22 protein-coding genes are annotated in these 24,893 nt (G+C 58.6%); 18 read left to right on the top strand and 4 right to left on the bottom strand.

Features of this window, described 5'->3' with window-relative positions:
• Positions 1–94 precede the first annotated feature (94 nt).
• Together M5G18_RS17595 and M5G18_RS17590 are read left to right on the top strand one after the other, a co-directional pair.
• Complete coding sequence (locus M5G18_RS17595) at positions 95–406, top strand: DUF485 domain-containing protein (RefSeq protein ID WP_007959307.1); 312 nt, start codon at positions 95–97, stop codon at positions 404–406.
• Positions 403–2,061 (top strand): cation acetate symporter, encoded by a 1,659-nt coding sequence (locus tag M5G18_RS17590; RefSeq protein ID WP_064594474.1) that lies wholly within the window; start codon positions 403–405, stop codon positions 2,059–2,061. Before M5G18_RS17595 ends, M5G18_RS17590 begins: the two co-directional genes overlap by 4 nt.
• A gap of 1,011 nt (positions 2,062–3,072) precedes the next feature.
• On the opposite strand, the gene gltA is transcribed toward M5G18_RS17590, so the two are convergent.
• Complete coding sequence (gltA, locus tag M5G18_RS17585; RefSeq protein ID WP_007959044.1) at positions 3,073–4,362, bottom strand: citrate synthase; 1,290 nt, start codon at positions 4,360–4,362, stop codon at positions 3,073–3,075.
• A gap of 364 nt (positions 4,363–4,726) precedes the next feature.
• Here gltA and sdhC point away from each other — a divergent pair, with 364 nt between their 5' ends.
• From sdhC to M5G18_RS17525, 12 genes are all read left to right on the top strand, one after another.
• The gene (gene sdhC, locus M5G18_RS17580; RefSeq protein WP_011333113.1) at positions 4,727–5,101 is read left to right on the top strand and encodes a succinate dehydrogenase, cytochrome b556 subunit; all 375 of its coding nucleotides are present in this window, start codon (positions 4,727–4,729) and stop codon (positions 5,099–5,101) included.
• A complete protein-coding gene (gene sdhD / locus M5G18_RS17575; RefSeq protein ID WP_007959040.1) occupies positions 5,095–5,463 on the top strand; it encodes a succinate dehydrogenase, hydrophobic membrane anchor protein in 369 nt (122 codons plus the stop codon). Before sdhC ends, sdhD begins: the two co-directional genes overlap by 7 nt.
• Positions 5,464–5,466: 3 nt before the next feature.
• A complete protein-coding gene (gene sdhA, locus M5G18_RS17570; RefSeq protein ID WP_007959037.1) occupies positions 5,467–7,239 on the top strand; it encodes a succinate dehydrogenase flavoprotein subunit in 1,773 nt (590 codons plus the stop codon).
• 11 nt (positions 7,240–7,250) lie between these two features.
• Positions 7,251–7,955: a succinate dehydrogenase iron-sulfur subunit gene (locus tag M5G18_RS17565; protein ID WP_007959035.1), complete on the top strand. Its 705-nt coding sequence runs from the start codon at positions 7,251–7,253 to the stop codon at positions 7,953–7,955.
• 253 nt (positions 7,956–8,208) lie between these two features.
• Complete coding sequence (locus M5G18_RS17560; RefSeq protein ID WP_007959032.1) at positions 8,209–11,040, top strand: 2-oxoglutarate dehydrogenase E1 component; 2,832 nt, start codon at positions 8,209–8,211, stop codon at positions 11,038–11,040.
• 42 nt (positions 11,041–11,082) lie between these two features.
• Complete coding sequence (odhB, locus tag M5G18_RS17555) at positions 11,083–12,303, top strand: 2-oxoglutarate dehydrogenase complex dihydrolipoyllysine-residue succinyltransferase (protein ID WP_273926163.1); 1,221 nt, start codon at positions 11,083–11,085, stop codon at positions 12,301–12,303.
• A 97-nt stretch (positions 12,304–12,400) separates the two neighbouring features.
• Positions 12,401–13,837: a dihydrolipoyl dehydrogenase gene (gene lpdA, locus M5G18_RS17550; protein WP_093224724.1), complete on the top strand. Its 1,437-nt coding sequence runs from the start codon at positions 12,401–12,403 to the stop codon at positions 13,835–13,837.
• A 201-nt stretch (positions 13,838–14,038) separates the two neighbouring features.
• Positions 14,039–15,205: an ADP-forming succinate--CoA ligase subunit beta gene (sucC, locus tag M5G18_RS17545; protein ID WP_007959029.1), complete on the top strand. Its 1,167-nt coding sequence runs from the start codon at positions 14,039–14,041 to the stop codon at positions 15,203–15,205.
• Positions 15,205–16,089: a succinate--CoA ligase subunit alpha gene (sucD, locus tag M5G18_RS17540; protein ID WP_011333119.1), complete on the top strand. Its 885-nt coding sequence runs from the start codon at positions 15,205–15,207 to the stop codon at positions 16,087–16,089. Before sucC ends, sucD begins: the two co-directional genes overlap by 1 nt.
• Before the next feature lie 329 nt (positions 16,090–16,418).
• Positions 16,419–17,732, top strand: a complete 1,314-nt coding sequence (gene brnQ, locus M5G18_RS17535) for a branched-chain amino acid transport system II carrier protein (RefSeq protein ID WP_273900346.1) — start codon at positions 16,419–16,421, stop codon at positions 17,730–17,732.
• Between the two features lie 151 nt (positions 17,733–17,883).
• The gene (locus tag M5G18_RS17530) at positions 17,884–18,621 is read left to right on the top strand and encodes a DUF599 domain-containing protein (RefSeq protein ID WP_085608854.1); all 738 of its coding nucleotides are present in this window, start codon (positions 17,884–17,886) and stop codon (positions 18,619–18,621) included.
• A complete protein-coding gene (locus M5G18_RS17525; protein ID WP_127797328.1) occupies positions 18,621–19,022 on the top strand; it encodes an MAPEG family protein in 402 nt (133 codons plus the stop codon). The genes M5G18_RS17530 and M5G18_RS17525 overlap by 1 nt, the downstream gene beginning before the upstream one ends.
• Before the next feature lie 77 nt (positions 19,023–19,099).
• On the opposite strand, the gene M5G18_RS17520 is transcribed toward M5G18_RS17525, so the two are convergent.
• Positions 19,100–19,336: a hypothetical protein gene (locus tag M5G18_RS17520; protein WP_007959016.1), complete on the bottom strand. Its 237-nt coding sequence runs from the start codon at positions 19,334–19,336 to the stop codon at positions 19,100–19,102.
• Between the two features lie 158 nt (positions 19,337–19,494).
• Here M5G18_RS17520 and M5G18_RS17515 point away from each other — a divergent pair, with 158 nt between their 5' ends.
• The 4 genes from M5G18_RS17515 (at position 19,495) to M5G18_RS17500 (ending at position 23,203) form a co-directional block, all read left to right on the top strand.
• Entirely contained in the window at positions 19,495–19,971 is a 477-nt protein-coding gene (locus tag M5G18_RS17515) for a PaaI family thioesterase (protein WP_273900345.1), read from the top strand.
• Positions 19,968–20,420 carry a PaaI family thioesterase gene (locus M5G18_RS17510; RefSeq protein WP_007959014.1) on the top strand — a complete coding sequence of 151 codons (453 nt, stop codon included), beginning with the start codon at positions 19,968–19,970 and terminating at the stop codon, positions 20,418–20,420. The genes M5G18_RS17515 and M5G18_RS17510 overlap by 4 nt, the downstream gene beginning before the upstream one ends.
• A gap of 81 nt (positions 20,421–20,501) precedes the next feature.
• The gene (gene htpG, locus M5G18_RS17505; protein WP_273926162.1) at positions 20,502–22,406 is read left to right on the top strand and encodes a molecular chaperone HtpG; all 1,905 of its coding nucleotides are present in this window, start codon (positions 20,502–20,504) and stop codon (positions 22,404–22,406) included.
• A 68-nt stretch (positions 22,407–22,474) separates the two neighbouring features.
• The gene (locus M5G18_RS17500) at positions 22,475–23,203 is read left to right on the top strand and encodes a dienelactone hydrolase family protein (protein WP_273926161.1); all 729 of its coding nucleotides are present in this window, start codon (positions 22,475–22,477) and stop codon (positions 23,201–23,203) included.
• Between the two features lie 228 nt (positions 23,204–23,431).
• Here M5G18_RS17500 and M5G18_RS17495 read toward each other — a convergent pair whose 3' ends face one another.
• Both M5G18_RS17495 and M5G18_RS17490 read right to left on the bottom strand, forming a co-directional pair.
• Entirely contained in the window at positions 23,432–24,298 is an 867-nt protein-coding gene (locus M5G18_RS17495) for a pirin family protein (RefSeq protein WP_273900410.1), read from the bottom strand.
• Between the two features lie 61 nt (positions 24,299–24,359).
• The gene (locus tag M5G18_RS17490; protein ID WP_007959010.1) at positions 24,360–24,776 is read right to left on the bottom strand and encodes an OsmC family protein; all 417 of its coding nucleotides are present in this window, start codon (positions 24,774–24,776) and stop codon (positions 24,360–24,362) included.
• Positions 24,777–24,893 lie beyond the last annotated feature (117 nt).

The following is a 24,893-nucleotide window of genomic DNA, read 5'->3' as shown; positions in this document are numbered from 1 at the left end:
CGTTCTACTACTAAGGTCGTCTGGAACCCGGCTCGCAGCCGCATACAGTGGATATGTTCCAAAAATAAAAATCTGTGCTGCGAGGATAAAAACAATGAACGACAGCATTTACCTCTCGATTCAGAACAGCCCGCGCTTCAAGGAGCTGGTCAAGAAAAGAGAAAGGTTCGCCTGGATACTCTCGGCGATCATGCTCGGGCTCTACTCCGGCTTCATCCTTCTGATCGCGTACGGGCCGCAAGTGCTCGGCACGAAAATCAGTCCCGAATCGTCCATCACCTGGGGTATCCCGATCGGTGTCGGGCTGATTATCTCGGCCTTCATCCTGACCGGCATTTACGTGCGCCGCGCCAATGGCGAGTTCGACGACCTGAACAACGCGATTCTCAAGGAGGCTCAGCAATGATCCGGCGTCTACTGGCTCTTTTGAGCATCGCAGCGTTCGCTCCGGCCGTCTGGGCCGCTGACGCCCTGACCGGCGAAGTCCACAAACAACCGCTCAACGTTTCTGCGATCGTCATGTTCGTGGCGTTCGTTGGCGCGACCCTGTGCATCACCTACTGGGCGTCCAAGCGCAACAACTCGGCGGCCGACTACTATGCGGCGGGCGGCAAGATCACCGGTTTCCAGAACGGTCTGGCGATTGCCGGTGACTACATGTCGGCGGCGTCCTTCCTGGGTATTTCCGCGCTGGTGTTCACCTCCGGCTACGACGGCCTGATCTACTCGATCGGCTTCCTGGTGGGCTGGCCGATCATTCTGTTCCTGATCGCCGAGCGTCTTCGCAACCTGGGTAAATACACCTTTGCCGACGTGGCGTCCTACCGCCTCGGGCAAACCCAGATCCGCACCCTGTCTGCCTGCGGTTCGCTGGTGGTGGTGGCGTTCTACCTGATCGCGCAAATGGTTGGTGCCGGCAAGCTGATCCAGCTGCTGTTCGGTCTCGACTACCACGTTGCGGTGATTCTGGTCGGCATCCTGATGTGCATGTACGTGCTGTTCGGCGGCATGCTGGCGACCACCTGGGTACAGATCATCAAGGCGGTGCTGTTGCTGTCCGGTGCCTCCTTCATGGCGCTGATGGTGATGAAGCACGTCAACTTCGACTTCAATACCCTATTCTCCGAAGCCATCAAGGTTCACGCCAAGGGCGAAGCGATCATGAGCCCGGGCGGTCTGGTAAAAGACCCGATCTCGGCATTCTCCCTGGGCCTGGCACTGATGTTCGGTACTGCTGGCCTGCCGCACATCCTGATGCGCTTCTTCACTGTCAGCGACGCGAAAGAAGCCCGTAAGAGCGTGCTGTACGCGACCGGTTTCATTGGCTACTTCTACATCCTGACCTTCATCATCGGCTTCGGCGCGATCCTGCTGGTCAGCACCAACCCGGCCTTCAAAGATGCAGCGGGCGCTCTGCTCGGCGGCAACAACATGGCGGCGGTGCACCTGGCCAACGCCGTGGGCGGCAGCGTGTTCCTCGGCTTCATCTCGGCGGTGGCGTTCGCGACCATTCTGGCAGTAGTGGCCGGCCTGACCCTGGCCGGTGCTTCGGCGGTGTCTCACGACCTGTACGCCAGCGTGATCAAGAAGGGCAAGGCCAACGAGAAGGATGAGATCCGCGTTTCGAAGATCACCACCATCGCACTGGGCGTTCTGGCCATCGGCCTGGGCATCCTGTTCGAAAGCCAGAACATTGCGTTCATGGTGGGTCTGGCGTTCTCCATCGCGGCGAGCTGCAACTTCCCGGTGCTGCTGCTTTCGATGTACTGGAAGAAGCTGACCACCCGTGGCGCGATGATTGGCGGCTGGCTGGGGCTGGTGAGTGCGGTGGGTCTGATGATTCTTGGCCCGACCATCTGGGTGCAGATTCTGCATCATGAGAAGGCGATTTTCCCTTACGAGTATCCTGCGTTGTTCTCGATGATCATTGCGTTTATCGGGATCTGGTTCTTCTCCGTTACCGATAAATCGGCGGCGGCTGAGAACGAGCGTGCGGCGTTCTTCCCGCAGTTTGTGCGTTCGCAGACGGGGTTGGGGGCTAGTGGGGCGGTTTCGCACTGAGGTTTTTTGTGTAGGTTGAGTTGAATGGGAAAATGCCCTGGTCGAGAGATTGGGGCATTTTTTGTGGGCGGTTATCGGACTTTCTTTGGGGTGGTTTTGGTTTGTGTGTATATCCGTTGCTGCGGTAACGGCTTCTTGGGGTTCCGCCCTTACGGCGGGTCACTTTTGGCAAACGCCCCAAAAGTAACCAAAAGGTCTCTACCCTGACGTACGGCACCTCGCTTTGGCTCGGTGTCCCTTCGCTCCGGGATTGATCCGGGGGCATCGCCTACGGTTTGCTTCGCTGCACCTCCTCTCGATGCATGCGGCTTCGCCGCACGGTCGCTGCGCTCCCACCCCCGGATCAATCCCTCCACTCAGCCTGCCGACGGGCCCTGCGATCAAAAGCGGTACTCGAGCTAACGCTCATCGTTTTGAGTGGGGGGAGCAGGGCGTGTTCGACTTTGGTTTTGTGGTGGGTTTACCCCTCACCCCAGCCCTCTCCCCGAGGAGAGGGGGCCGATTTTTGTGCTTTTCAAAGCCTGAGTTCGACTCGGTATTGCATGTCGGCGCACCTCTGCCATACACCTCGATCAGTTCCCTCTCCCTCCGGGAGAGGGCTAGGGTGAGGGGGGGGGGCTCTTGATCTGGCTTTTGCTTTGGCTTTTGATTTTTGCCCCTTCGGCAGGCCGAGCGGAGGTGTCCATCAGGGGGTAGGCGCGCAGCGCCGTGCGGCGAAGCCGCATACATCGAGAGGAGGTGCAGCGAAGCAAACCGTAGGCGATGCCCCCTGATGGACACCGTAGCGAGGGAACACTGAGCCTAGGCGAAGTGCCGTACGCCGGGGCAAAAGCCTTTTGGTTCCTTTTTGGCGTTTGAAAAAGGGACTCGCTGTAAGAGCGAAACCATAAGAAGCCGTTACCGCAGCAACGGATATACACCCGATCAAAAAAACGCAAAAACAAAAAAACGGCCCCCATTCTCATGGAGGCCGTTTTCGATACAACTTAAGACGCTATCGCAAGACAGCTCTTATTTGCGGTCTTCCAATTTGGTGATATCCCGCGACTCGTAGCCAGTGTACAGCTGGCGCGGACGGCCAATCTTGTACGGGCTGGAGAGCATTTCCTTCCAGTGCGAGATCCAGCCGACAGTACGTGCCAGGGCGAAAATCACAGTGAACATGCTGGTAGGAATGCCGATCGCCTTGAGGATGATCCCCGAGTAGAAGTCGACGTTCGGGTATAGCGAGCGCTCGATGAAGTACGGATCGGTCAGAGCGATCTCTTCCAGGCGCATGGCCAGTTCGAGTTGCGGATCGTTCTGGATGCCCAGTTCCTTCAACACTTCGTCGCAGGTCTGCTTCATGACGGTCGCGCGAGGGTCGCGGTTCTTGTAGACGCGGTGACCGAAGCCCATCAACTTGAACGGATCGTTCTTGTCCTTGGCCTTGGCGATGAACTTGTCGATGTTCGAAACATCGCCGATTTCATCGAGCATGGTCAGCACGGCTTCGTTCGCACCGCCGTGGGCAGGGCCCCACAGTGCGGCGATGCCGGCGGCGATACAGGCGAACGGGTTGGCACCCGAGGAGCCCGCCAGACGCACGGTGGAGGTCGAAGCGTTCTGCTCGTGGTCGGCGTGGAGGATGAAGATCCGGTCCATGGCCTTGGCGAGTACCGGGCTGATCGGTTTGATCTCGCACGGGGTGTTGAACATCATGTGCAGGAAGTTTTCCGCGTACGACAGGTCGTTGCGCGGGTACATCATGGGTTGGCCCATGGAGTACTTGTAAACCATCGCGGCCAGGGTCGGCATCTTGGCAACCAGGCGGATCGCGGAGATTTCGCGATGCTGCGGGTTATTGATGTCGAGGGAGTCGTGGTAGAAGGCCGAGAGGGCGCCGACTACACCACACATGACGGCCATCGGGTGGGCGTCACGGCGGAAGCCGTTGAAGAAGGTTTTCAGCTGCTCGTGAACCATGGTGTGGTTCTTCACGGTGCCGACGAACTGGGCCTTTTGCTCTGCAGTCGGCAGTTCGCCGTTCAGCAGCAGGTAGCAGGTTTCCAGGTAGTCCGACTTTTCAGCCAGCTGTTCGATCGGGTAGCCGCGGTGCAGCAGGATGCCGTTGTCGCCGTCGATATAGGTGATCTTCGATTCGCAGGAAGCGGTCGACATGAAACCGGGGTCGAAAGTGAAGCGGCCCGTGGCCGTCAGGCCCCGAACATCGATAACATCGGGACCAACGGTGCCGGTTAAAATGGGCAGCTCGACGGGGGCTGCGCCCTCGATGATCAACTGCGCTTTTTTGTCAGCCATGTGGCCTCCTATTTATGCTTGAAATCATCAGACAGACCCCCCACGCAGGGCCCGCACCACTATAGTGAGATAAATTCGAATGTCAATTTGCCTAAAGTCTTGCTCCAGAAGGCTTTAACCGTACTTTTTCCTCGAAATTGCCTGCCATTTACGCCTTTTATACGACTTGTGCAATCCGCTATTGGGGGTAGGCGATTGCGTTGTCATTAGTAGCCTAACTGTCTATACTCGGCGACCGACCGCCAAGGGCTTTTGGGCTTGCTTTCATTGGGGGTCGCATCCCTGGGTGGTGGTTACCTGACCAGTGCACTCCCCAACAACTTTGCCCTGATTGTTAGGGGCTCTTCAGTGTGAAAAAAAAGCCGTGAAAAGCCAACGACCTGTAAACCTAGACCTAAGGACCATCAAACTCCCCATCACCGGCGTTACGTCGTTTCTTCACCGTGTTTCCGGCATCATCCTCTTCCTGGGCCTTGGCATCATGCTTTATGCATTGGGCAAATCCCTGGGTTCCGAGGAAGGTTATGTCGAGGTGAAGGCATGCTTGACCAGCCCGCTGGCCAAGTTCGTAGCATGGGGCCTCCTGTCCGCTCTTCTGTATCACCTGGTTGCCGGTGTGCGCCACTTGATCATGGACATGGGCATCGGTGAGACGCTGGAAGGCGGCCGCCTGGGCTCGAAACTGATCATCGCCGTTTCCGTGGTGCTGATCGTTCTGGCAGGAGTTTGGATATGGTAACCAGCGTTACAAACCTTTCGCGTTCGGGCCTCTATGACTGGATGGCACAGCGCGTGTCTGCGGTCGTTCTCGCGGCTTATTTCATCTTCCTGATCGGCTACCTCGTCGCGAACCCGGGCATTGGCTACGACCAATGGCATGGCCTGTTCGCCCACAACGGAATGCGTATCTTCAGTCTGCTGGCACTGGTTGCCCTGGGCGCTCACGCCTGGGTCGGCATGTGGACCATCGCGACCGACTACCTGACGCCAATGGCGCTGGGCAAGTCCGCGACTGCAGTACGTTTCCTTTTCCAGGCAGTATGCGGCGTCGCGATGTTCGCTTACTTCGTCTGGGGTGTGCAGATTCTCTGGGGTATCTGATTCATGGCTAACATTCCAACGATTTCTTTCGACGCCATCATTATTGGTGGCGGCGGTGCCGGCATGCGCGCAGCGCTGCAACTGGCACAGGGCGGTCACAAGACTGCCGTGATCACCAAGGTTTTCCCGACCCGTTCGCACACTGTGTCCGCACAGGGCGGCATCACCTGCGCCATCGCTTCGGCCGACCCGAACGATGACTGGCGCTGGCACATGTACGATACCGTCAAGGGTTCCGACTACATCGGTGACCAGGACGCTATCGAATACATGTGTCAGGAAGGCCCGGCCGCCGTTTTCGAGCTGGACCACATGGGTCTGCCGTTCTCGCGTACCGAGCAAGGCCGTATCTACCAGCGTCCGTTCGGCGGTCAGTCGAAGGATTACGGTAAAGGCGGGCAGGCTGCCCGTACCTGCGCCGCTTCCGACCGTACCGGTCACGCGCTGCTGCACACCCTTTATCAGGGCAACCTGAAAGCCGGTACCACGTTCCTGAACGAGTACTACGCTGTCGATCTGGTGAAAAACCAGGAAGGCGAATTCGTCGGTGTGATCGCAATCTGCATCGAAACCGGCGAAACCACCTACATTCGCGCCAAAGCCACCGTACTGGCTACCGGCGGTGCAGGTCGTATCTATGCATCCACCACCAACGCCCTGATCAACACCGGTGACGGCGTCGGCATGGCTCTGCGTGCTGGCGTGCCGGTACAAGACATCGAAATGTGGCAGTTCCACCCGACCGGCATCGCCGGCGCCGGTGTACTGGTTACCGAAGGTTGCCGTGGTGAAGGTGGTTACCTGATCAACAAGCACGGCGAGCGTTTCATGGAGCGTTATGCTCCGAACGCCAAAGACCTGGCTGGTCGTGACGTTGTTGCCCGTTCGATGGTTAAAGAAATCATCGCCGGCAACGGTTGCGGTCCGAATGGCGACCACGTAATGCTCAAACTCGACCACCTGGGCGAGGAAGTGCTGCACAGCCGTCTGCCAGGCATCTGCGAACTGTCGAAGACTTTCGCACACGTTGACCCGGTGGTTGCTCCGGTTCCGGTTGTTCCGACTTGCCACTACATGATGGGCGGCGTTGCCACCAACATTCACGGCCAGGCGATCACCCAGGACGCCGAAGGCGTGGATCAGATCATTCCTGGTCTGTTCGCGGTAGGTGAAGTGGCTTGCGTATCGGTTCACGGTGCCAACCGTCTGGGCGGCAACTCGCTGCTCGACCTGGTGGTATTCGGCCGCGCTGCCGGCCTGCACCTGGAGAAGGCGCTGACCGACGGCATCGAATACGACGACGCTACCGAAGCCGACATCGAAGCTGCCCTGGCACGTCTGAACGCCCTGAACAACCGTACCGACGGCGAAGACGTCGCTACCCTGCGTCGCGAGCTGCAAAGCTGCATGCAGAACTACTTCGGTGTATTCCGTACCGGCGAATACATGCAGAAAGGTATTGCCCAGCTGGCTGATCTGCGCAAGCGCATCGCGAATGTGAAGATCAACGACAAGTCGCAGGCGTTCAACACTGCACGTATCGAAGCGCTGGAACTGCAAAACCTGCTGGAAGTGGCTGAAGCTACCGCCATCGCTGCCGAAGTACGTAAAGAGTCCCGCGGTGCTCACGCCCGTGAAGACTTCGAAGATCGTGACGACGAAAACTGGCTGTGCCACACCCTGTACTTCCCGGGTGACAAGCGCGTCACCAAGCGTGCCGTGAACTTCTCGCCGAAGACTGTTCCGACTTTCGAACCTAAAGTCCGGACTTATTAAGGGTGACCGCCATGTTGCAAGTCAGTGTTTATCGTTACAACCCTGATCAGGACGCTGCGCCGTTCATGCAGGAATTCCAGGTTGATACCGGTGGTAAAGACCTGATGGTGCTGGACGTGCTGGCCCTGATCAAAGAGCAGGACGAAGGTTTCTCCTATCGTCGCTCCTGCCGTGAAGGCGTCTGCGGCTCCGACGGCATGAACATCAACGGCAAGAACGGCCTGGCGTGCATCACGCCGCTGTCCGCTGTCGTAAAAGGTAACAAGCTGATCGTTCGTCCGCTGCCAGGTTTGCCGGTTATCCGTGACCTGGTTGTCGATATGAGCATCTTCTACAAGCAATACGAGAAGGTTAAGCCATTCCTGCAGAACGACACGCCGGCTCCGGCCATCGAGCGTCTGCAGTCCCCTGAAGAGCGTGAAAAGCTCGACGGTCTGTACGAGTGCATCCTGTGCGCTTGCTGCTCGACCTCTTGCCCGTCCTTCTGGTGGAACCCGGACAAGTTCCTGGGTCCGGCTGCCCTGCTGCAAGCGTACCGCTTCCTGGCAGACAGCCGTGACACCAAGACGTCCGAGCGTCTGGCGTCCCTCGATGACCCGTTCAGCGTCTTCCGCTGCCGGGGCATCATGAACTGCGTCAACGTATGTCCGAAAGGCCTGAACCCGACTAAGGCCATCGGTCACATCCGTAACATGCTGCTTTCGAGCGGCGTGTGATTCAGCTGCTGTAACCGCTGTACCCGTAGAGGGCTTAGGCGCGGGCTTCAACCCGCGCCATGGCTATAACCAGAGCAGCAGCCATAAGCTGCGGCTCTTATTTTGAAGAAATGAGACAAGCAGGGGCATCCGGGCTGGTACCCGGACTATCAGTGTGATCCTAAGTGGCTTGTTTTGGTCGCTGCATTCGGACTTCTGCAAGCTTGCTCGGTGTCGACACCGATGGTGTTCCCCTAACCGAGGGTGACCAAGCATGCAAGAAAGCGTGATGCAGCGCATGTGGAACAGCGCCTACCTTTCAGGTGGAAACGCTGCCTATGTGGAAGAGCTCTACGAGCTCTACCTGCACGACCCTAACGCTGTGCCAGAAGAGTGGCGCACCTACTTTCAGAAGCTGCCTGCCGACGGCAGCTCTGCCACAGATGTTTCGCACTCCACAATTCGCGATCATTTCGTGCTGCTGGCAAAGAACCAGCGCCGCGCCCAACCGGTTTCCGCCGGCAGCGTGAGCAGTGAGCACGAGAAGAAGCAAGTTGAAGTGCTGCGATTGATCCAGGCCTACCGTATGCGTGGCCACCAGGCAGCCCAGCTTGACCCGCTGGGGCTGTGGCAGCGTCCTGCACCTGCAGACCTGTCAATCAATCACTACGGCTTGACCAATGCCGATCTTGATACGACCTTCCGTGCCGGCGACCTGTTCATCGGCAAAGAGGAAGCGAGCCTACGCGAAATTCACGAAGCGTTGCAGCAGACATATTGCCGCACCATCGGCGCTGAATTTACGCACATCACCGATTCCGAGCAGCGCCAGTGGTTCCAGCAGCGTCTGGAAAGCGTGCGTGGCCGTCCGGAATATTCCGCGGACATCAAGAGCCACCTGCTCGAGCGCGTGACTGCCGGTGAAGGCCTGGAAAAATACCTGGGCACCAAATACCCGGGCACCAAGCGTTTCGGTCTGGAAGGCGGCGAAAGCCTGATTCCGATGCTCGACGAACTGATCCAGCGTTCCGGTTCCTACGGCACCAAGGAAGTCGTCATCGGCATGGCCCACCGTGGCCGTCTGAACGTTCTGGTCAACACCTTCGGCAAGAACCCGCGCGAGCTGTTCGACGAATTCGAAGGCAAGAAGAAGGTCGAGCTGGGTTCCGGTGACGTTAAATACCACCAGGGCTTCTCGTCCAACGTAATGACCACCGGCGGTGAAGTTCACCTGGCCATGGCGTTCAACCCATCCCACCTGGAAATCGTTTCCCCGGTGGTCGAGGGTTCGGTTCGCGCCCGTCAGGATCGTCGCAACGACCCTACCGGTGAGAAGGTTCTGCCGATCTCCATCCACGGTGACGCGGCATTCGCCGGTCAAGGCGTGGTGATGGAAACCTTCCAGATGTCGCAGACCCGCGGTTTCAAGACCGGCGGTACCGTGCACATCGTGATCAACAACCAGGTCGGTTTCACCATCAGCAACCCGCTGGACTCGCGTTCCACCGAGTACGCCACCGACGTTGCGAAAATGATCCAGGCGCCGATCCTCCATGTGAATGGTGATGATCCGGAAGCCGTATTGTTCGTGACCCAGCTGGCCATCGACTACCGCATGCAGTTCAAGCGTGACGTGGTGATCGACCTGGTCTGCTACCGTCGTCGCGGCCACAACGAGGCCGACGAGCCAAGCGGCACCCAGCCTCTGATGTATCAGCAGATCACCAAGCAGCGCACCACCCGTGAGCTGTACGCTGATCGTCTGACTCAGGGCGGTGTGCTGGACGCAGAGCGTGTTCAGGCGAAAGTCGACGAATACCGCAACGCGCTGGACAACGGTCTGCACGTAGTGAAATCGCTGGTCAAAGAGCCGAACAAAGAGCTGTTCGTGGACTGGCGTCCGTATCTGGGCCACGCCTGGACTGCGCGTCACGACACTCGTTTCGACCTCAAGACCCTGCAGGAACTGTCCGCCAAGCTGCTGGAAATTCCGGAAGGCTTCGTGGTTCAGCGTCAGGTTGCGAAGATCTACGAAGACCGTCAGAAGATGCAAGCCGGCGGCCTGCCGATCAACTGGGGTTACGCCGAAACCATGGCGTACGCGACCCTGGCGTTCGAAGGTCACCCGATCCGCATGACCGGTCAGGACATCGGCCGCGGTACGTTCTCGCACCGTCACGCTGTGCTGCACAACCAGAAAGATGCTGGTACCTACATTCCGCTCAAGCATCTGTATGAAGGTCAGCCACGCTTCGACCTGTACGACTCGTTCCTGTCGGAAGAAGCCGTACTGGCGTTCGAATACGGTTACTCGACCACCACGCCGAACGCGCTGGTGATCTGGGAAGCCCAGTTCGGCGACTTCGCCAACGGTGCACAGGTCGTTATCGACCAGTTCATCACCAGCGGCGAGCACAAGTGGGGCCGTCTCTGCGGTCTGACCATGCTGCTGCCACACGGTTACGAAGGTCAGGGCCCTGAGCACAGCTCGGCACGTCTTGAGCGTTACCTGCAGCTGTGCGCCGAGCACAACATTCAGGTGTGCATGCCGACCACCCCGGCCCAGATCTACCACTTGCTGCGCCGTCAGGTGATTCGCCCGCTGCGCAAGCCATTGGTCGTTCTGACTCCAAAGTCGCTGCTGCGCCACAAGCTGGCCATCTCGACCCTGGAAGATCTGGCCGAAGGTTCGTTCCAGACCGTTATCCCGGAAATCGATGCACTGGACCCGAAAAAGGTCGAGCGCGTTGTTCTGTGCAGCGGCAAGGTCTACTACGACCTGCTGGAAAAACGTCGTGCCGAAGGCCGCGAAGATATCGCCATCGTGCGTATCGAGCAGCTGTATCCGTTCCCTGAGGACGACTTGAAAGAAGTCCTGGCTCCTTACACCAACGCCAAAGCGGCCGTGTGGTGTCAGGAAGAGCCGATGAACCAGGGCGCCTGGTACTGCAGCCAGCACCACCTGCGTCGCAGCATCAGCAACCTCAACAAATCTCTCGTACTCGAGTACGCGGGCCGTGAGGCTTCTGCTGCACCTGCATGTGGTTACGCATCGATGCACGCCGAGCAGCAGGAACAACTGCTGCAAGCCGCGTTTACCGTTTAACGCCTTCGCGCACCTGAAACCGAATTTAAGGAACCACAGATAATGGCTATCGAGATCAAAGCCCCCACTTTCCCGGAATCGGTTGCCGATGGCACCGTTGCCACCTGGCACAAACAACCGGGCGACGCCGTCAAGCGTGACGAACTGATCGTCGACATCGAAACCGACAAAGTCGTACTGGAAGTGCTGGCTACCGCTGACGGCGTGCTGGGCGCAATCGTCAAGGGCGAGGGCGAAACCGTCCTGTCCGACGAAGTCCTGGGCTCCATCGTTGAAGGCGGCGCTGCTGCCGCCGCTCCGGCTGCCGCTGCTGCTCCGGCCGCTGCTGCCGCTGCTCCAGCCGCCGATGGCGAAGACGACCCGATCGCAGCTCCTGCCGCGCGCAAGCTGGCTGAAGAAAACGGCATCAACATCGCTTCCGTTGCCGGCACCGGCAAAGGCGGTCGCGTGACCAAGGAAGACGTGGTTGCAGCCGTTGCTGCCAAGAAAGCCGCTCCGGCTGCCGCGCCTGCCAAGGCCGCTGCTCCGGCCGCTGCTGCTCCTGTGTTCGCCGCTGGCGACCGCATCGAGAAGCGCGTTCCGATGACCCGCGTTCGTGCCACCGTTGCCAAGCGTCTGGTTGAAGCTCAATCGAACATGGCGATGCTGACCACTTTCAACGAAGTCGACATGACCGAAGTCATGGCCCTGCGTTCGAAGTACAAGGATCTGTTCGAGAAGTCCCACAACGGCGTACGCCTGGGCTTCATGTCGTTCTTCGTGAAGGCTGCCACCGAAGCGCTGAAACGCTTCCCGGCGGTCAACGCTTCGATCGACGGCAACGACATCGTTTACCACGGTTACGCCGACGTTGGTGTCGCTGTTTCCAGCGACCGTGGCCTGGTGGTTCCGGTTCTGCGTAACGCCGAACACATGAGCCTGGCTGAAATCGAAGGCGGCATCGCCACCTTCGGCAAGAAAGCCCGTGACGGCAAACTGTCGATGGACGAAATGACCGGCGGTACCTTCACCATCACCAACGGTGGTACCTTCGGTTCGATGATGTCGACCCCGATCGTCAACCCGCCGCAGGCAGCGATTCTGGGCATGCACAACATCATCCAGCGTCCGATGGCCATCAACGGTCAGGTCGTGATCCGTCCGATGATGTACCTGGCACTGTCCTACGATCACCGTCTGATCGATGGCAAAGAAGCTGTAACCTTCCTGGTGACCATCAAGAACCTGCTGGAAGATCCGGCTCGTCTGTTGCTGGATATCTGATAGAAGCAGTCACGCGCTGCAAGCTTCAAGCTGCGGGAAAACGCAGCCTGGCTTGCAGCGCGCGGCTTGAAGCTTTTCGCTAAAGAGGATTTTTTGAATGTCGCAGAAATTTGACGTAGTAGTGATCGGTGCGGGCCCTGGCGGCTACGTGGCAGCTATCAAGGCCGCGCAACTCGGCCTGAGCACTGCCTGCATCGAGAAGTACACCGATGCTGAAGGCAAGCAAGCCCTGGGCGGCACCTGCCTGAACGTAGGCTGCATTCCTTCCAAGGCGCTGCTGGACAGCTCCTGGAAATACAAGGAAGCGAAAGAAAGCTTCAACGTCCACGGTATCTCGACCGGCGAAGTCAAAATGGACGTCGCTGCGATGGTTGGCCGCAAGGCTGGCATCGTCAAGAACCTGACCGGCGGTGTTGCCACCCTGTTCAAGGCCAACGGCGTTACTTCGATCCAGGGCCACGGCAAACTGCTGGCCGGCAAGAAAGTCGAAGTCACCAAGCCGGACGGCTCGGTTGAAGTTATCGAAGCCGAAAACGTCATCCTGGCTCCAGGCTCGCGTCCGATCGACATTCCACCGGCTCCGGTCGATCAGAAAGTCATCGTTGATTCGACCGGTGCTCTGGAATTCCAGACCGTACCTAAGCGTCTGGGCGTGATCGGCGCTGGCGTGATCGGTCTGGAACTGGGTTCGGTCTGGTCGCGTCTGGGCTCCGAAGTGGTTGTTCTGGAAGCACTGGACACCTTCCTGATGGCAGCGGACACCGCTGTTTCCAAGGAAGCGCTGAAAACCCTGACCAAACAGGGTCTGGACATCAAACTGGGCGCTCGCGTAACCGGCTCGAAAGTAAACGGCGACGAAGTCGTTGTGAACTACACCGATGCCAACGGCGAACAGACCATCACTTTCGACAAGCTGATCGTAGCCGTTGGTCGCCGTCCGGTGACCACTGATCTGCTGGCTGCCGACAGCGGCGTGACCCTGGACGAGCGCGGTTTCGTGCACGTTGACGATCACTGCGCCACCACCGTACCGGGCGTTTACGCCATCGGTGACGTGGTTCGCGGCATGATGCTGGCTCACAAGGCCTCGGAAGAGGGCATCATGGTTGTCGAGCGCATCAAGGGCCACAAGGCCCAGATGAACTATGACCTGATCCCTTCGGTTATTTATACTCACCCGGAAATCGCATGGGTTGGTAAAACCGAGCAGGCCTTGAAAGCTGAAGGCGTTGAAGTTAACGTCGGCACCTTCCCGTTCGCAGCATCCGGCCGTGCCATGGCCGCCAACGATACCGGTGGTTTCGTCAAGGTCATCGCCGATGCCAAGACTGACCGCGTATTGGGCGTGCACGTGATTGGCCCGAGCGCTGCAGAACTGGTTCAGCAGGGCGCGATCGGTATGGAATTCGGCACCAGCGCTGAAGACCTGGGCATGATGGTTTTCTCCCATCCGACCCTGTCTGAAGCCTTGCACGAAGCAGCTTTGGCAGTGAATGGCGGCGCCATCCACATTGCCAACCGCAAGAAGCGTTAAGACACACAATAAGAAACCACGGCGGTACGGCCCGTCGTGAGCCTTGCGTGCAAGACTCACCGCGGAATGTCCGCTGGACGCAGCCTTGCGTAGCTGCACCGGGTATCCGGAAAGGCTACGCAAGCAGCAGTCACAGGTGGCGCGGCACTCATAAAGAGCGCAGCGCCGAATGCGCAGTACCTAACGAAGACGGTAAAAAGCATGAATCTTCACGAGTATCAGGGTAAGCAGCTGTTCGCTGAATACGGCCTGCCAGTTTCCACTGGTTTCGCAGTAGACACCCCGGAAGCAGCAGCAGAAGCTTGCGACAAAATCGGCGGCAACGAGTGGGTTGTCAAAGCCCAGGTTCACGCCGGTGGTCGCGGTAAAGCGGGCGGCGTCAAGCTGGTTCGCAGCAAAGAAGACGCCAAAGCCTTCGCACAGCAGTGGCTGGGCAAGCGTCTGGTGACTTACCAGACTGACGCCAACGGCCAGCCAGTCACCAAGATCCTGGTTGAATCGTGCACTGATATCGCTAAAGAGCTGTACCTGGGCGCTGTCGTTGACCGTTCGAGCCGTCGCATCGTGTTCATGGCTTCCACCGAAGGTGGCGTGGACATCGAGAAAATCGCTCACGACACTCCAGAAAAAATTCTGAAAGCCACTATCGATCCACTGGTTGGCGCTCAGCCATTCCAGGGTCGCGAGCTGGCATTCCAGCTGGGTCTGGAAGGCAAGCAGGTTGCTCAGTTCGCCAAGATCTTCGTAGGTCTGGCCAAGCTGTTCAAGGATCACGACCTGGCTCTGCTGGAAGTGAACCCGCTGGTGATCAAGGCTGACGGCGATCTGCACTGCCTGGACGCCAAGATCAACATCGACGCCAACGCAATGTACCGTCAGCCTAAGCTGAAGACTTTCCACGATCCGTCGCAGGACGATCCGCGCGAAGCGCACGCTGCCAAGTTCGAACTGAACTACGTAGCGCTGGAAGGCAACATCGGCTGCATGGTGAACGGTGCCGGCCTGGCCATGGGTACCATGGACATCGTCAACCTGCACGGCGGCAAGCCAGCCAACTTCCTCGACGTAGGCGGTGGTGCTACCAAAGAACGCGTAACCGAAGCTTTCAAAATCATTCTGTCCGACAGCAATGTCGCCGCAGTACTGGTTAACATCTTCGGCGGCATCGTTCGTTGCGACATGATTGCCGAAGGCATCATCGGTGCAGTGAAAGAAGTCGGCGTGAAAATCCCGGTTGTTGTTCGTCTTGAAGGCAACAACGCTGAACTGGGCGCTAAAGTACTGGCAGAAAGCGGTTTGAACATCATCGCTGCTACCAGCCTGACCGACGCTGCTCAACAAGTCGTTAAAGCTGCGGAGGGCAAGTAATGAGCGTCCTGATCAATAAAGACACCAAAGTAATCTGCCAGGGCTTCACCGGTGCACAGGGTACTTTCCACTCCGAACAAGCCATTGCCTACGGCACCAAAATGGTTGGCGGCGTGACTCCAGGCAAAGGTGGCACCACTCACCTGAACCTGCCTGTGTTCAACACCGTGAAAGAAGCTGTAGAAGCCACTGGCGCCACCGCCAGCGTCATCTACGTTCCGGCTCCTTTCTGCAAGGACTCGATCCTGGAAGCAGCTTTCGGCGGCATTAAGCTGATCGTCTGCATCACCGAAGGCATTCCTACCCTGGACATGCTGGACGCCAAAGTTAAGTGCGACGAGCTGGGTGTTACCCTGATCGGCCCTAACTGCCCAGGCGTGATCACCCCAGGCGAATGCAAGATCGGCATCATGCCAGGTCACATTCACTTGCCAGGCAAGGTCGGTATCGTTTCCCGTTCCGGCACCCTGACCTACGAAGCTGTGAAGCAGACTACTGACGCCGGTTTCGGTCAGTCGACTTGCGTCGGCATCGGTGGTGACCCGATCCCGGGTTCGAACTTCATCGACATCCTGAAGCTGTTCCAGGAAGACCCGAAGACCGAAGCGATCGTAATGATCGGCGAGATCGGCGGTTCGGCTGAAGAAGAAGCGGCTGCCTACATCAAGGCTAACGTGACCAAGCCGGTTGTTTCCTACATCGCTGGTGTGACTGCTCCTCCGGGCAAGCGCATGGGCCATGCTGGCGCAATCATCTCCGGCGGCAAAGGCACTGCAGACGAGAAATTCGCTGCGCTGCAAGACGCAGGCGTGAAAACCGTGCGTTCGCTGGCAGACATCGGCAAGGCCCTGGCCGAGCTGACTGGCTGGGAAGTGAAGAAGTAAGCTTCGGCTGACTTCTCTGCTCCAGCAACAAAGGCCACCTTCGGGTGGCCTTTGTCGTTTCTGGGGTTCGGGTGGACGATGGCAATTTATAAGCACTCACCCAATAACATGCAAAAACGCGACACGGAAACGTCGCGTATCGGATAGTTCGCCCTCTAACAGTGCGTTTGTCAGGCAAATTCGTTAGGCTAGCAGCCATTTTTGCGTCTGCCGCCCACAAGGCATGCAACGCTCTAAACGGGTCAGTCTTATACGGATTGACAGCATTTCCCTAACCCCACAGGGAAATCCCCCTCTAAATTCCGATTCAGTAGTGTGGTATTTCCTTAATGAAAGTTTTGAAAGGTCAGGACATCCTGGCACTTGGCTTTATGACATTCGCCCTGTTCGTCGGGGCCGGCAACATCATCTTCCCGCCTATCGTCGGTTTGCAGTCCGGACCCAACGTCTGGATGGCGGCGCTGGGCTTCCTGATCACGGCGGTCGGCCTGCCGGTGGTCACCGTGGTTGCACTGGCCAAGGTCGGTGGCGCGATGGACGCCCTGAGCAGCCCGATCGGCAAGATCGCGGGCGGCGTGCTGGCAGCGGCTTGCTACCTGGCAGTCGGCCCGCTGTTCGCCACCCCGCGTACCGCGACCGTTTCCTTTGAAGTAGGTCTGGCGCCACTGACCGGCGAGAGTCCGCTGGCACTGTTCCTCTACAGTTCGGTGTACTTCCTGCTGGTGTTCTTCATTTCGCTCTACCCTGGGCGTCTGCTGGATACCGTCGGTCGCTTCCTCGCACCGCTGAAGATCATCGCCCTGGCCGTGCTTGGCATCGCCGCGTTCGCGCTGCCGGCCGGTGATATCGGCGTGGCTACTCCGGAATATGTCGCAGCACCGTTTTCCCAAGGTTTCATCAATGGTTACCTGACCATGGATACCCTGGGCGCGCTGGTGTTCGGCATCGTCATCGTCAACGCGATCCGCTCCCGTGGCGTCGAGTCGCCGGCGCTGATCACCCGCTACGCGATCATCGCCGGGCTGATTGCCGGTGTCGGTCTGGCGCTGGTGTATGTCAGCCTGTTCCGTCTGGGTTCCGGCAGCCATGAAGTGGCGGCGGGCGCGACCAACGGCGCCGCGGTGCTGCACGCCTACGTGCAACACACCTTCGGTTCGCTGGGCAGTGGCTTCCTCGCTGTGTTGATTTCCCTGGCTTGCCTGGTGACTGCGGTTGGCCTGACCTGCGCCTGTGCTGAATATTTCAGCCGCGTACTGCCGCTGTCGTACAAGACCCTGGTGATCATCCTGGCGGCGTTCTCGCTGCTGGTGTCCAACCTGGGCCTGACCAAGCTGATCGCGTTCTCGATCCCGGTGCTGACCGCGATCTACCCGCCGTGCATCGTGCTGGTGGCCCTGAGCTTCTGTGCCGCGTTCTGGCATGAGCAGAGCCGCATCATGGGCCCGGTGATGCTGGTGTCGTTCGTGTTCGGCACCATCGATGCGTTGAAAGGCGCCGGTCTGGCTGACTGGTTGCCATCGCAACTGGCCCACCTGCCGCTGAGCGAGCAAGGTCTGGCGTGGCTGGTGCCGTGCGTGATGACCCTGGTGGTTGCTGTGGTTTGCGACCGCCTGCTGGGCAAGCGCGCCGAAGCACTCGCCTAAGATTGCCGGGCCGCCACAAGCGGCTCCCGAGCGATTAAACAGAAATGCCCCGTATCAATCGATACGGGGCATTTTTTATGGGCTTCAGGCAGTGTCTTTTTCCCTCGACTAACGTCGAAGGGGAGCCGAAATCTTCATCACAGGGAATTGCATGTCGTTCATCCAAGCCAACCTGATCCACCTGCTGGCCGCGCTCTGGTTTGTCATCTGCTGGGGCGGTTACACCCGTTATGCCACCTGGAAGGCCCGTGACACCGCGTGCCTGGCCAGCGTGCTGCATCTGTACCGTGAAGACTGGATGCGCCGCATGCTGCTGCGTGACAACCGTATTGCCGACGCCAGCGTGATCGGCAACCTTGAGCGCAACGCCTCGTTCTTCGCCTCCAGCACGCTGATTATCCTGGCGGGCATTCTGACCGTGCTTGGCGCGTCCGAGCGCGCGGTGTCGCTGTTGGCGGACATTCCGATGGTGCAGCAAGCCTCGCAGGGCATGTCGGAGATCAAGTTGCTGTGCCTGGCGCTGGTGTTCGTCTATGCCTTCTTCACCTTCAGCTGGTGCATGCGCCAATACAACTTCGCCGCCATTCTGGTCGGCTCGGCCCCGATGATCGGTGAGCGGCAAGTCTCGGAGCAAGAGCGCAAGGCGTTCGCCTCGCGGGCGGCTCGAGTGATTTCGATGGCGGCCAACCAGTTCAACTTCGGTCTGCGTTCCTATTACTTCGGGATGAGCATGCTGGCGTGGTTCGTCAGCCCGTGGCTGTTCATGTTGATGAGCGCCGGCGTGGTGCTGGTGTTGTATCGCCGGGAGTTTCATTCCGACGTGCTCGATGTAATGGTCTATACCCCTACAGAGGCGCCATTGCCCGAAGCGAACAAAGAGGCCGCTTGATGAGTATTCCGTTCTGGTGTGTGTTTATCAGTGCATTGTTGATCTACGTGGCGCGTATGCCGGTCGGCAAGGCCATGAAAGAGCAGGGCGGTTACAACAACCACCTGCCGCGTCAGCAACAGGCGCAACTCACCGGTTACGGAGCCCGGGCGCTGGCGGCACATCAGAACAGCATCGAAGCGTTCATCCTGTTTGCCGTTGGCGTGCTGATGGCGCATACCACGCAGACGGCGGGATGGCTGATCGATACCTTGGCGATCATCTTCGTGATCTCACGGATCTTTTATCTGTGGTTTTACCTGGCGGATATTCCCACGCTGCGCAGTCTGGTCTGGCTGGTTGGCTTAGTGTGTTCTTTGTTGCTGATGATTAGTCCGACTTTTAGAACTGTCTTGCTCTAAGACCGCATTGGCAAAAAATGACCGGCAAAAGAAAACCCGCACTTGGCGGGTTTTCTTTTTTGCCAGCCAGAAGCGGCTTATTGCTTCTTGGCGGCTTCTTCTTGCGCTGCAGCGTTCGATTCGGCCTGAGCTTTGGCAGCTTCGGCGTTTTCTTTCGCTGCGTCGTTCACTTTATCCTGAGCTTTGTTCATGTCTTGCTGAGCTTGTTCAGCATGTTGGTTGGCATCTTGAGCTTTGTCCTCGGATTTTTTATCGCAGGCAGCGAGACCGAGGGAAGCGGTCAACATCAAGGCAATAGCTAAAGTCTTACGCATGGGGTGTTTCTCCTTATGGAAAATAACTACTGGCCTTAAGAGCTCAGGCCCAAGGCTTAAGTTCCTCATTTCTTTCAGATATATAAGTTTGTTTTGCAATGGAACTTTTGCTGTTCTTTCCACTACCGGGAATAGCGAATAACAAGAGTAATTATCAAATGGCCGAAAACCCCGTTTTTGAGCGTGCGACACGGTTTCTCTCGGCCTTGCGCCACTGCCAGGTGCTGGGATTGAAGGTGCACAACGCAAGTAGTGAAGGCCTGACGGTGGTGCTGCCGTACAGTGAGCAAATCGTTGGCAACCCGCTGACCGGCGTCATCCACGGCGGGGCAATCACGTCATTGATGGACACCGCGTGCGGCATGTCGACCCTGTGCGTCCTGCCGGAATTCGAAGTCTGCCCGACCCTCGATCTGCGCATCGACTACATGCACGCCGCCGAACCGCATAAAGACGTGTATGGCTTCGCCCAATGCTATCGAGTCACTACCGATGTGATCTTCGCTCGCGGCTTCGCCTATCAGGATGATCCCGAGCAACCGATTGCCCATGTCGTCGGCACCTTCATGCGCATGGGCAAGGGCCTTAAAGGCACCAAAGGCTTTGGTGGCGCGATCAAGGGAGAAAACCCATGAGCGATGATTTCAAGCAGCAACTGCAAGAGGCGCACGAGAAGGGTGACTACGCGCCGCTGCTGAAACTGATCCCCTACGCCGGACTCATCGGCGTCGAGTGTTCGCGCGTCGGTGATGACTTGCTGTTCAAGCTGCCGGCCAACAAGGACAACATTGGTAACCCTTTATTGCCGGCGATCCACGGCGGGGTGATTGCCGGATTCATGGAGTTGTCCGCCGCCCTGCATCTGTTGATTTTTACCGGTGCGCCCGGCGTGCCGAAGATCATCGACTTTTCCCTCGATTACCTGCGGGCCGGGCAGTTTCGCGATACCTGGGCCAGGTGCCAGGTCTGTCGTCAGGGCCGGCGGGTGGCCAACGTCGCGGTCACGGCCTGGCAAAGCACCGAGAGCGAGCCGATTGCCACGGCGCGCGCCCACTTCAAAATCGACGAGCCCTTGAAATCCTGAACACCGCCCCCAACTCAGTGAACAACCCGCCGCAGACCATTTGGGTCGCGGCCAATGCCATCTGATTGGAGTTTGATGACCATGAGTGTGGAAACTCAAAAGGAAACCCTGGGCTTCCAGACCGAGGTGAAGCAACTGCTGCACCTCATGATCCATTCGCTGTATTCCAACAAGGAAATCTTCCTTCGCGAATTGATCTCGAACGCCTCCGACGCCGTCGACAAATTGCGCTTCGAAGCCCTGGCCAAGCCTGAGTTGCTCGAAGGTGGCGCTGAACTGAAAATCCGTGTGAGCTTCGACAAGGACGCCAAGACCGTCACCCTCGAAGACAACGGCATCGGCATGAACCGCGACGATGTGATCACCCACCTGGGGACCATCGCCAAATCCGGCACCGCCGATTTCATGAAAAACCTGTCCGGCGATCAGAAGAAGGATTCGCACCTGATCGGTCAGTTCGGTGTGGGTTTCTACTCGGCCTTCATCGTCGCTGACAAAGTTGACGTGTACAGCCGTCGCGCCGGCACCGCTGCCAGCGAAGGCGTGCACTGGTCGTCGAAAGGCGAGGGCGAATTCGAAGTCGCCACCATCGACAAGCCAGAGCGCGGCACCCGCATCGTCCTGCACCTGAAATCCGGTGAAGACGAGTTCGCCGATGGCTGGCGTCTGCGCAACATCATCAAGAAGTACTCCGACCACATCGCGCTGCCGATCGAGCTGCCGAAAGAAGTGGCCGCTGCCGAAGGCGAAGAGACGCCTGCGCAAGAATGGGAAACCGTCAACCGCGCCAGCGCCCTGTGGACCCGTCCTCGCACCGAGGTGAAGGACGAGGAATACCAGGAGTTCTACAAACACATCGCCCACGACTTCGAAAATCCGCTGTCGTGGAGCCACAACAAGGTCGAAGGCAAGCTCGAGTACAGCTCGCTGCTGTACGTGCCGGCCCGCGCACCGTTCGATCTGTACCAGCGTGAAGCGCCGAAAGGCCTGAAATTGTACGTGCAGCGCGTGTTCGTGATGGATCAGGCCGAGTCGTTCCTGCCGCTGTATCTGCGCTTCATCAAGGGCGTGGTCGACTCCAACGACCTGTCGCTGAACGTGTCGCGGGAAATCCTGCAGAAAGACCCGATCATCGACTCGATGAAGTCGGCGCTGACCAAGCGTGTGCTGGACATGCTGGAAAAACTGGCGAAGAACGAGCCTGAGCAATACAAGGGCTTCTGGAAAAACTTCGGTCAGGTCATGAAAGAAGGCCCGGCAGAAGATTTCGCCAACAAGGAAAAAATTGCCGGTCTGCTGCGTTTTGCATCGACCAATGGCGACGACGGCGAGCAGATCGTCGGTCTGGCCGACTACCTGGCGCGCGCCAAGGAAGGTCAGGACAAGATCTACTACCTCACCGGCGAAACCTACGCGCAGGTCAAGAACAGCCCGCACCTGGAAGTCTTCCGCAAGAAAGGCATCGAAGTGCTGCTGTTGACCGACCGTATCGACGAGTGGCTGATGAGCTACCTCAGCGAGTTCGACGGCAAGAGCTTTGTCGACGTCGCGCGCGGTGACCTGGATCTGGGCAACCTGGACTCGGAAGAGGACAAGAAGGCCGCAGAAGAAGTCGCCAAGTCGAAGGAAGGTCTGGTTGAGCGTCTCAAAACCGCGCTGGGCGAGTCCGTTGCCGAAGTCCGCGTTTCCCATCGCCTGACCGATTCGCCGGCCATTCTGGCCATCGGCGAGCAGGATCTGGGTCTGCAAATGCGTCAGATCCTCGAGGCCAGCGGGCAGAAGGTGCCGGATTCGAAGCCGATCTTCGAATTCAACCCGAGCCACCCGCTGATCGCGAAGCTCGACAACGAAACCAGCGAAGAGCGTTTTGGCGACCTGTCGCACATCCTCTTCGATCAGGCCGCACTGGCGGCTGGCGACAGCTTGAAAGACCCGGCTGCTTATGTGAGCCGCCTTAACAAGCTGCTGGTCGAGCTGTCCGCTTGATCAAACTGTAGAAAAACCCGCTTCGGCGGGTTTTTTCATTCTGGTGTTCAACCAATCAGGAGTCAGAAATGAGCCAAGTCACTGTACGTTCCGTGGTCTATCAGATTGACGGCCAGCCTTATGAAGGTCGCCTGGCGTTCGACGCCGAGCACAAAGGCGCGCGTCCGGGTCTGTTGATGGCGCCGAACTGGATGGGTGTCAGCGCTGGCGCTGAAGAAATCGCCAAATCGGTGGCGGCCAAGGGTTATGTGGTGCTGATCGCTGACGTGTACGGCCAGGCCGTGCGTCCGCAGAATGCCGATCAGGCCGGTGCGGCAATGATGCCGCTGAAGAATGATCGTGCGCAGCTACGCAAGCGTATGCAGGCCGCGTTCGAACAATTGCAGAAGCAGGGCGAGGCGGCGGTCGATACCTCGAAACTGGCGGTGTTCGGTTTCTGCTTCGGTGGCTGCTGTGCACTGGATCTGGCCCGCACCGGTGCGGCGGTGAAAGCGGCGGTGTCGTTCCACGGCACGCTGGATTCACCGAACCCGGCGGACGCGAAGAACATCAGGGGCTCAGTGCTGGTACTGCACGGTGCTTCCGACCCGCTGGTGCCGAAAGAGCAGTTGCCGGCATTCGAGGACGAGATGAACGCCGCCGGTGTGGACTGGCAGTTGCTGAGCTACGGCGGCGCGGTGCACTCGTTCACCGATCCGCACGCCAATGTGCCGGGCAAGATGATGTACGACGCGAAGACCGCAGCGCGGGCGTTCAAGTCGATGCATGATTTGCTGGAAGAAGTGTTCAAGGGCTGAAAAGCGAAAAGCCAAAAGCGAGAAGCGAAAAACCCCTCACCCTAACCCTCTCCCAGAGGGAGAGGGGACTGACCGTGAGTTTCTCGAGAGTTGCATCGACCTGAAAGTGAATCACCGAATCCATAATCGACTCGGTCTTTCAGGTCGATGTATGACGCAAGACACCACGGTCGGCCCCCTCTCCCCCCGGGAGAGGGCTGGGGTGAGGGCAAGCCGGCATGGCGCGGTCTAGCGTGGTAGCTCGATCCGCTCGACTTCCCCCGGCACCGTCGGCCAGTCCCCGGCCGCCCACTTGCGCCGCGCCTCATCGATCGCCGACGGATCGCTCGCGACAAAATTCCAGTTGATCCGCCGTGGCCCGTCCAGTGGCGCACCACCGAGCAGCACCGCGTGGCTATCGCTCTCGGCAAACAGGCTCATCTCTTCCCCGGCCGGCAACACTACCAGCGCATGGGGTTCGACCGCTTCGCCATTCAATTGCACATCACCACTCAACACGTACAGCGCCCGCTCTGCATGTTCGGTCGGGATCAGCAGCGTGGTCGCGGTTTGCATCTTCAATTCGGCATACAGCGTAGGAGAAAGCACTGGCACCGGTGATTCCAGGCAAAAGCCTGACCCGGCGATCATGCGGATCTGCACGCCGAGATTATCGCTGACCGGCAAGGTCGAGGCCGGATGATGGCTGTAATGCCCCGGGCCTTGTTCATGATCCTTGGGCGAGGCGAGCCAGATTTGCAGGCCGTGCATCTTGAAGCTTTGTTCCCACAGCGGTTCGGGCGTGCGCTCGACGTGAGCGATCGCCGTGCCGGCGGTCATCCAGCTGACATCGCCGGCGCTGACCACCTGATCCGAACCCAGGCTGTCCTTGTGCTGGATCTGCCCGTCGAACAAATACGTGAGGGTCGACAGACCGATGTGCGGGTGCTGTCGGATATTCATGCCTTTGCCCGCCGGATAAACCGTTTCGAGCATGTGGTCGAAAAACACGAAAGGCCCGACACTGCGGCATTTGGCTGACGGCAGCGGACGCAGAATCGGCTGACCTTCGACGTCTTCGGCGCGAGGGCGGATGATCAGGGGTTGGGTGTCCATGTTCCATTCCAGGCTTGGCGGGTGATGCGTGGAGCATAACCCGCCGGTGTCGTCGGGGTGATTACTGGCTGTCGAAGCCGACTGGTGCGTGGGTTTCGATGGTGACTTCGCTGGTGGTCATCAGCTTGTGGATCGGGCAGCGGTCGGCGACGCGCAGCAGTTCTTCGCGCTGGGCATCGGTGAGCACGCCCTTGAGGGTGAGGGTCACGTGCAGGGCGTATTTGCCTTTCTGTTCCTGGCTGTTGTCGCGTTTGACCTCAACGCCGACACCGGTCAGCGGGATGTCCTTTTTCTTCGCGTACAGCTTCAAAGTCAGAGCCTTGCAGGCGCCGAGGGCGGCGTCGAAGTAATCGTGCGGCTCCGGAGCCGAGCCTTCGCCGCCGGCAGTCGTCGGGACATCGGCAAACAGCTCATGCTCATCGATCTGTACGGTGTGGCGAAAACCTTCGGCGGACACGGTATTGACGGTAACGGTCATGTGAACCTCGCAAGCTGTAGGAAAAGGGATTCGATCAAAAAAGACCTTGCAGGTATAGAGCATTCCCACACAGGCGCGTTCCACTTTCTTGCCGGGTGAACCCTCGTTGCCCGGCGA

Origin of the sequence: Pseudomonas aphyarum (assembly GCF_028657055.1) — a bacterium.
GTDB classification, from domain to species: domain Bacteria; phylum Pseudomonadota; class Gammaproteobacteria; order Pseudomonadales; family Pseudomonadaceae; genus Aquipseudomonas; species Aquipseudomonas aphyarum.
This window is presented reverse-complemented; position numbering and strand designations above follow the sequence as displayed.

Coding starts and splice junctions, on each gene's coding strand:
- M5G18_RS17595 (WP_007959307.1), top strand. CDS start 95: ATGAACGACAGCATTTACCTCTCGATTCAGAACAGCCCGCGCTTCAAG.
- M5G18_RS17590 (WP_064594474.1), top strand. CDS start 403: ATGATCCGGCGTCTACTGGCTCTTTTGAGCATCGCAGCGTTCGCTCCG.
- gltA (WP_007959044.1), bottom strand. CDS start 4,362: ATGGCTGACAAAAAAGCGCAGTTGATCATCGAGGGCGCAGCCCCCGTC.
- sdhD (WP_007959040.1), top strand. CDS start 5,095: ATGGTAACCAGCGTTACAAACCTTTCGCGTTCGGGCCTCTATGACTGG.
- sdhA (WP_007959037.1), top strand. CDS start 5,467: ATGGCTAACATTCCAACGATTTCTTTCGACGCCATCATTATTGGTGGC.
- M5G18_RS17565 (WP_007959035.1), top strand. CDS start 7,251: ATGTTGCAAGTCAGTGTTTATCGTTACAACCCTGATCAGGACGCTGCG.
- M5G18_RS17560 (WP_007959032.1), top strand. CDS start 8,209: ATGCAAGAAAGCGTGATGCAGCGCATGTGGAACAGCGCCTACCTTTCA.
- odhB (WP_273926163.1), top strand. CDS start 11,083: ATGGCTATCGAGATCAAAGCCCCCACTTTCCCGGAATCGGTTGCCGAT.
- lpdA (WP_093224724.1), top strand. CDS start 12,401: ATGTCGCAGAAATTTGACGTAGTAGTGATCGGTGCGGGCCCTGGCGGC.
- sucC (WP_007959029.1), top strand. CDS start 14,039: ATGAATCTTCACGAGTATCAGGGTAAGCAGCTGTTCGCTGAATACGGC.
- sucD (WP_011333119.1), top strand. CDS start 15,205: ATGAGCGTCCTGATCAATAAAGACACCAAAGTAATCTGCCAGGGCTTC.
- brnQ (WP_273900346.1), top strand. CDS start 16,419: ATGAAAGTTTTGAAAGGTCAGGACATCCTGGCACTTGGCTTTATGACA.
- M5G18_RS17530 (WP_085608854.1), top strand. CDS start 17,884: ATGTCGTTCATCCAAGCCAACCTGATCCACCTGCTGGCCGCGCTCTGG.
- M5G18_RS17525 (WP_127797328.1), top strand. CDS start 18,621: ATGAGTATTCCGTTCTGGTGTGTGTTTATCAGTGCATTGTTGATCTAC.
- M5G18_RS17520 (WP_007959016.1), bottom strand. CDS start 19,336: ATGCGTAAGACTTTAGCTATTGCCTTGATGTTGACCGCTTCCCTCGGT.
- M5G18_RS17515 (WP_273900345.1), top strand. CDS start 19,495: ATGGCCGAAAACCCCGTTTTTGAGCGTGCGACACGGTTTCTCTCGGCC.
- M5G18_RS17510 (WP_007959014.1), top strand. CDS start 19,968: ATGAGCGATGATTTCAAGCAGCAACTGCAAGAGGCGCACGAGAAGGGT.
- htpG (WP_273926162.1), top strand. CDS start 20,502: ATGAGTGTGGAAACTCAAAAGGAAACCCTGGGCTTCCAGACCGAGGTG.
- M5G18_RS17500 (WP_273926161.1), top strand. CDS start 22,475: ATGAGCCAAGTCACTGTACGTTCCGTGGTCTATCAGATTGACGGCCAG.
- M5G18_RS17495 (WP_273900410.1), bottom strand. CDS start 24,298: ATGGACACCCAACCCCTGATCATCCGCCCTCGCGCCGAAGACGTCGAA.
- M5G18_RS17490 (WP_007959010.1), bottom strand. CDS start 24,776: ATGACCGTTACCGTCAATACCGTGTCCGCCGAAGGTTTTCGCCACACC.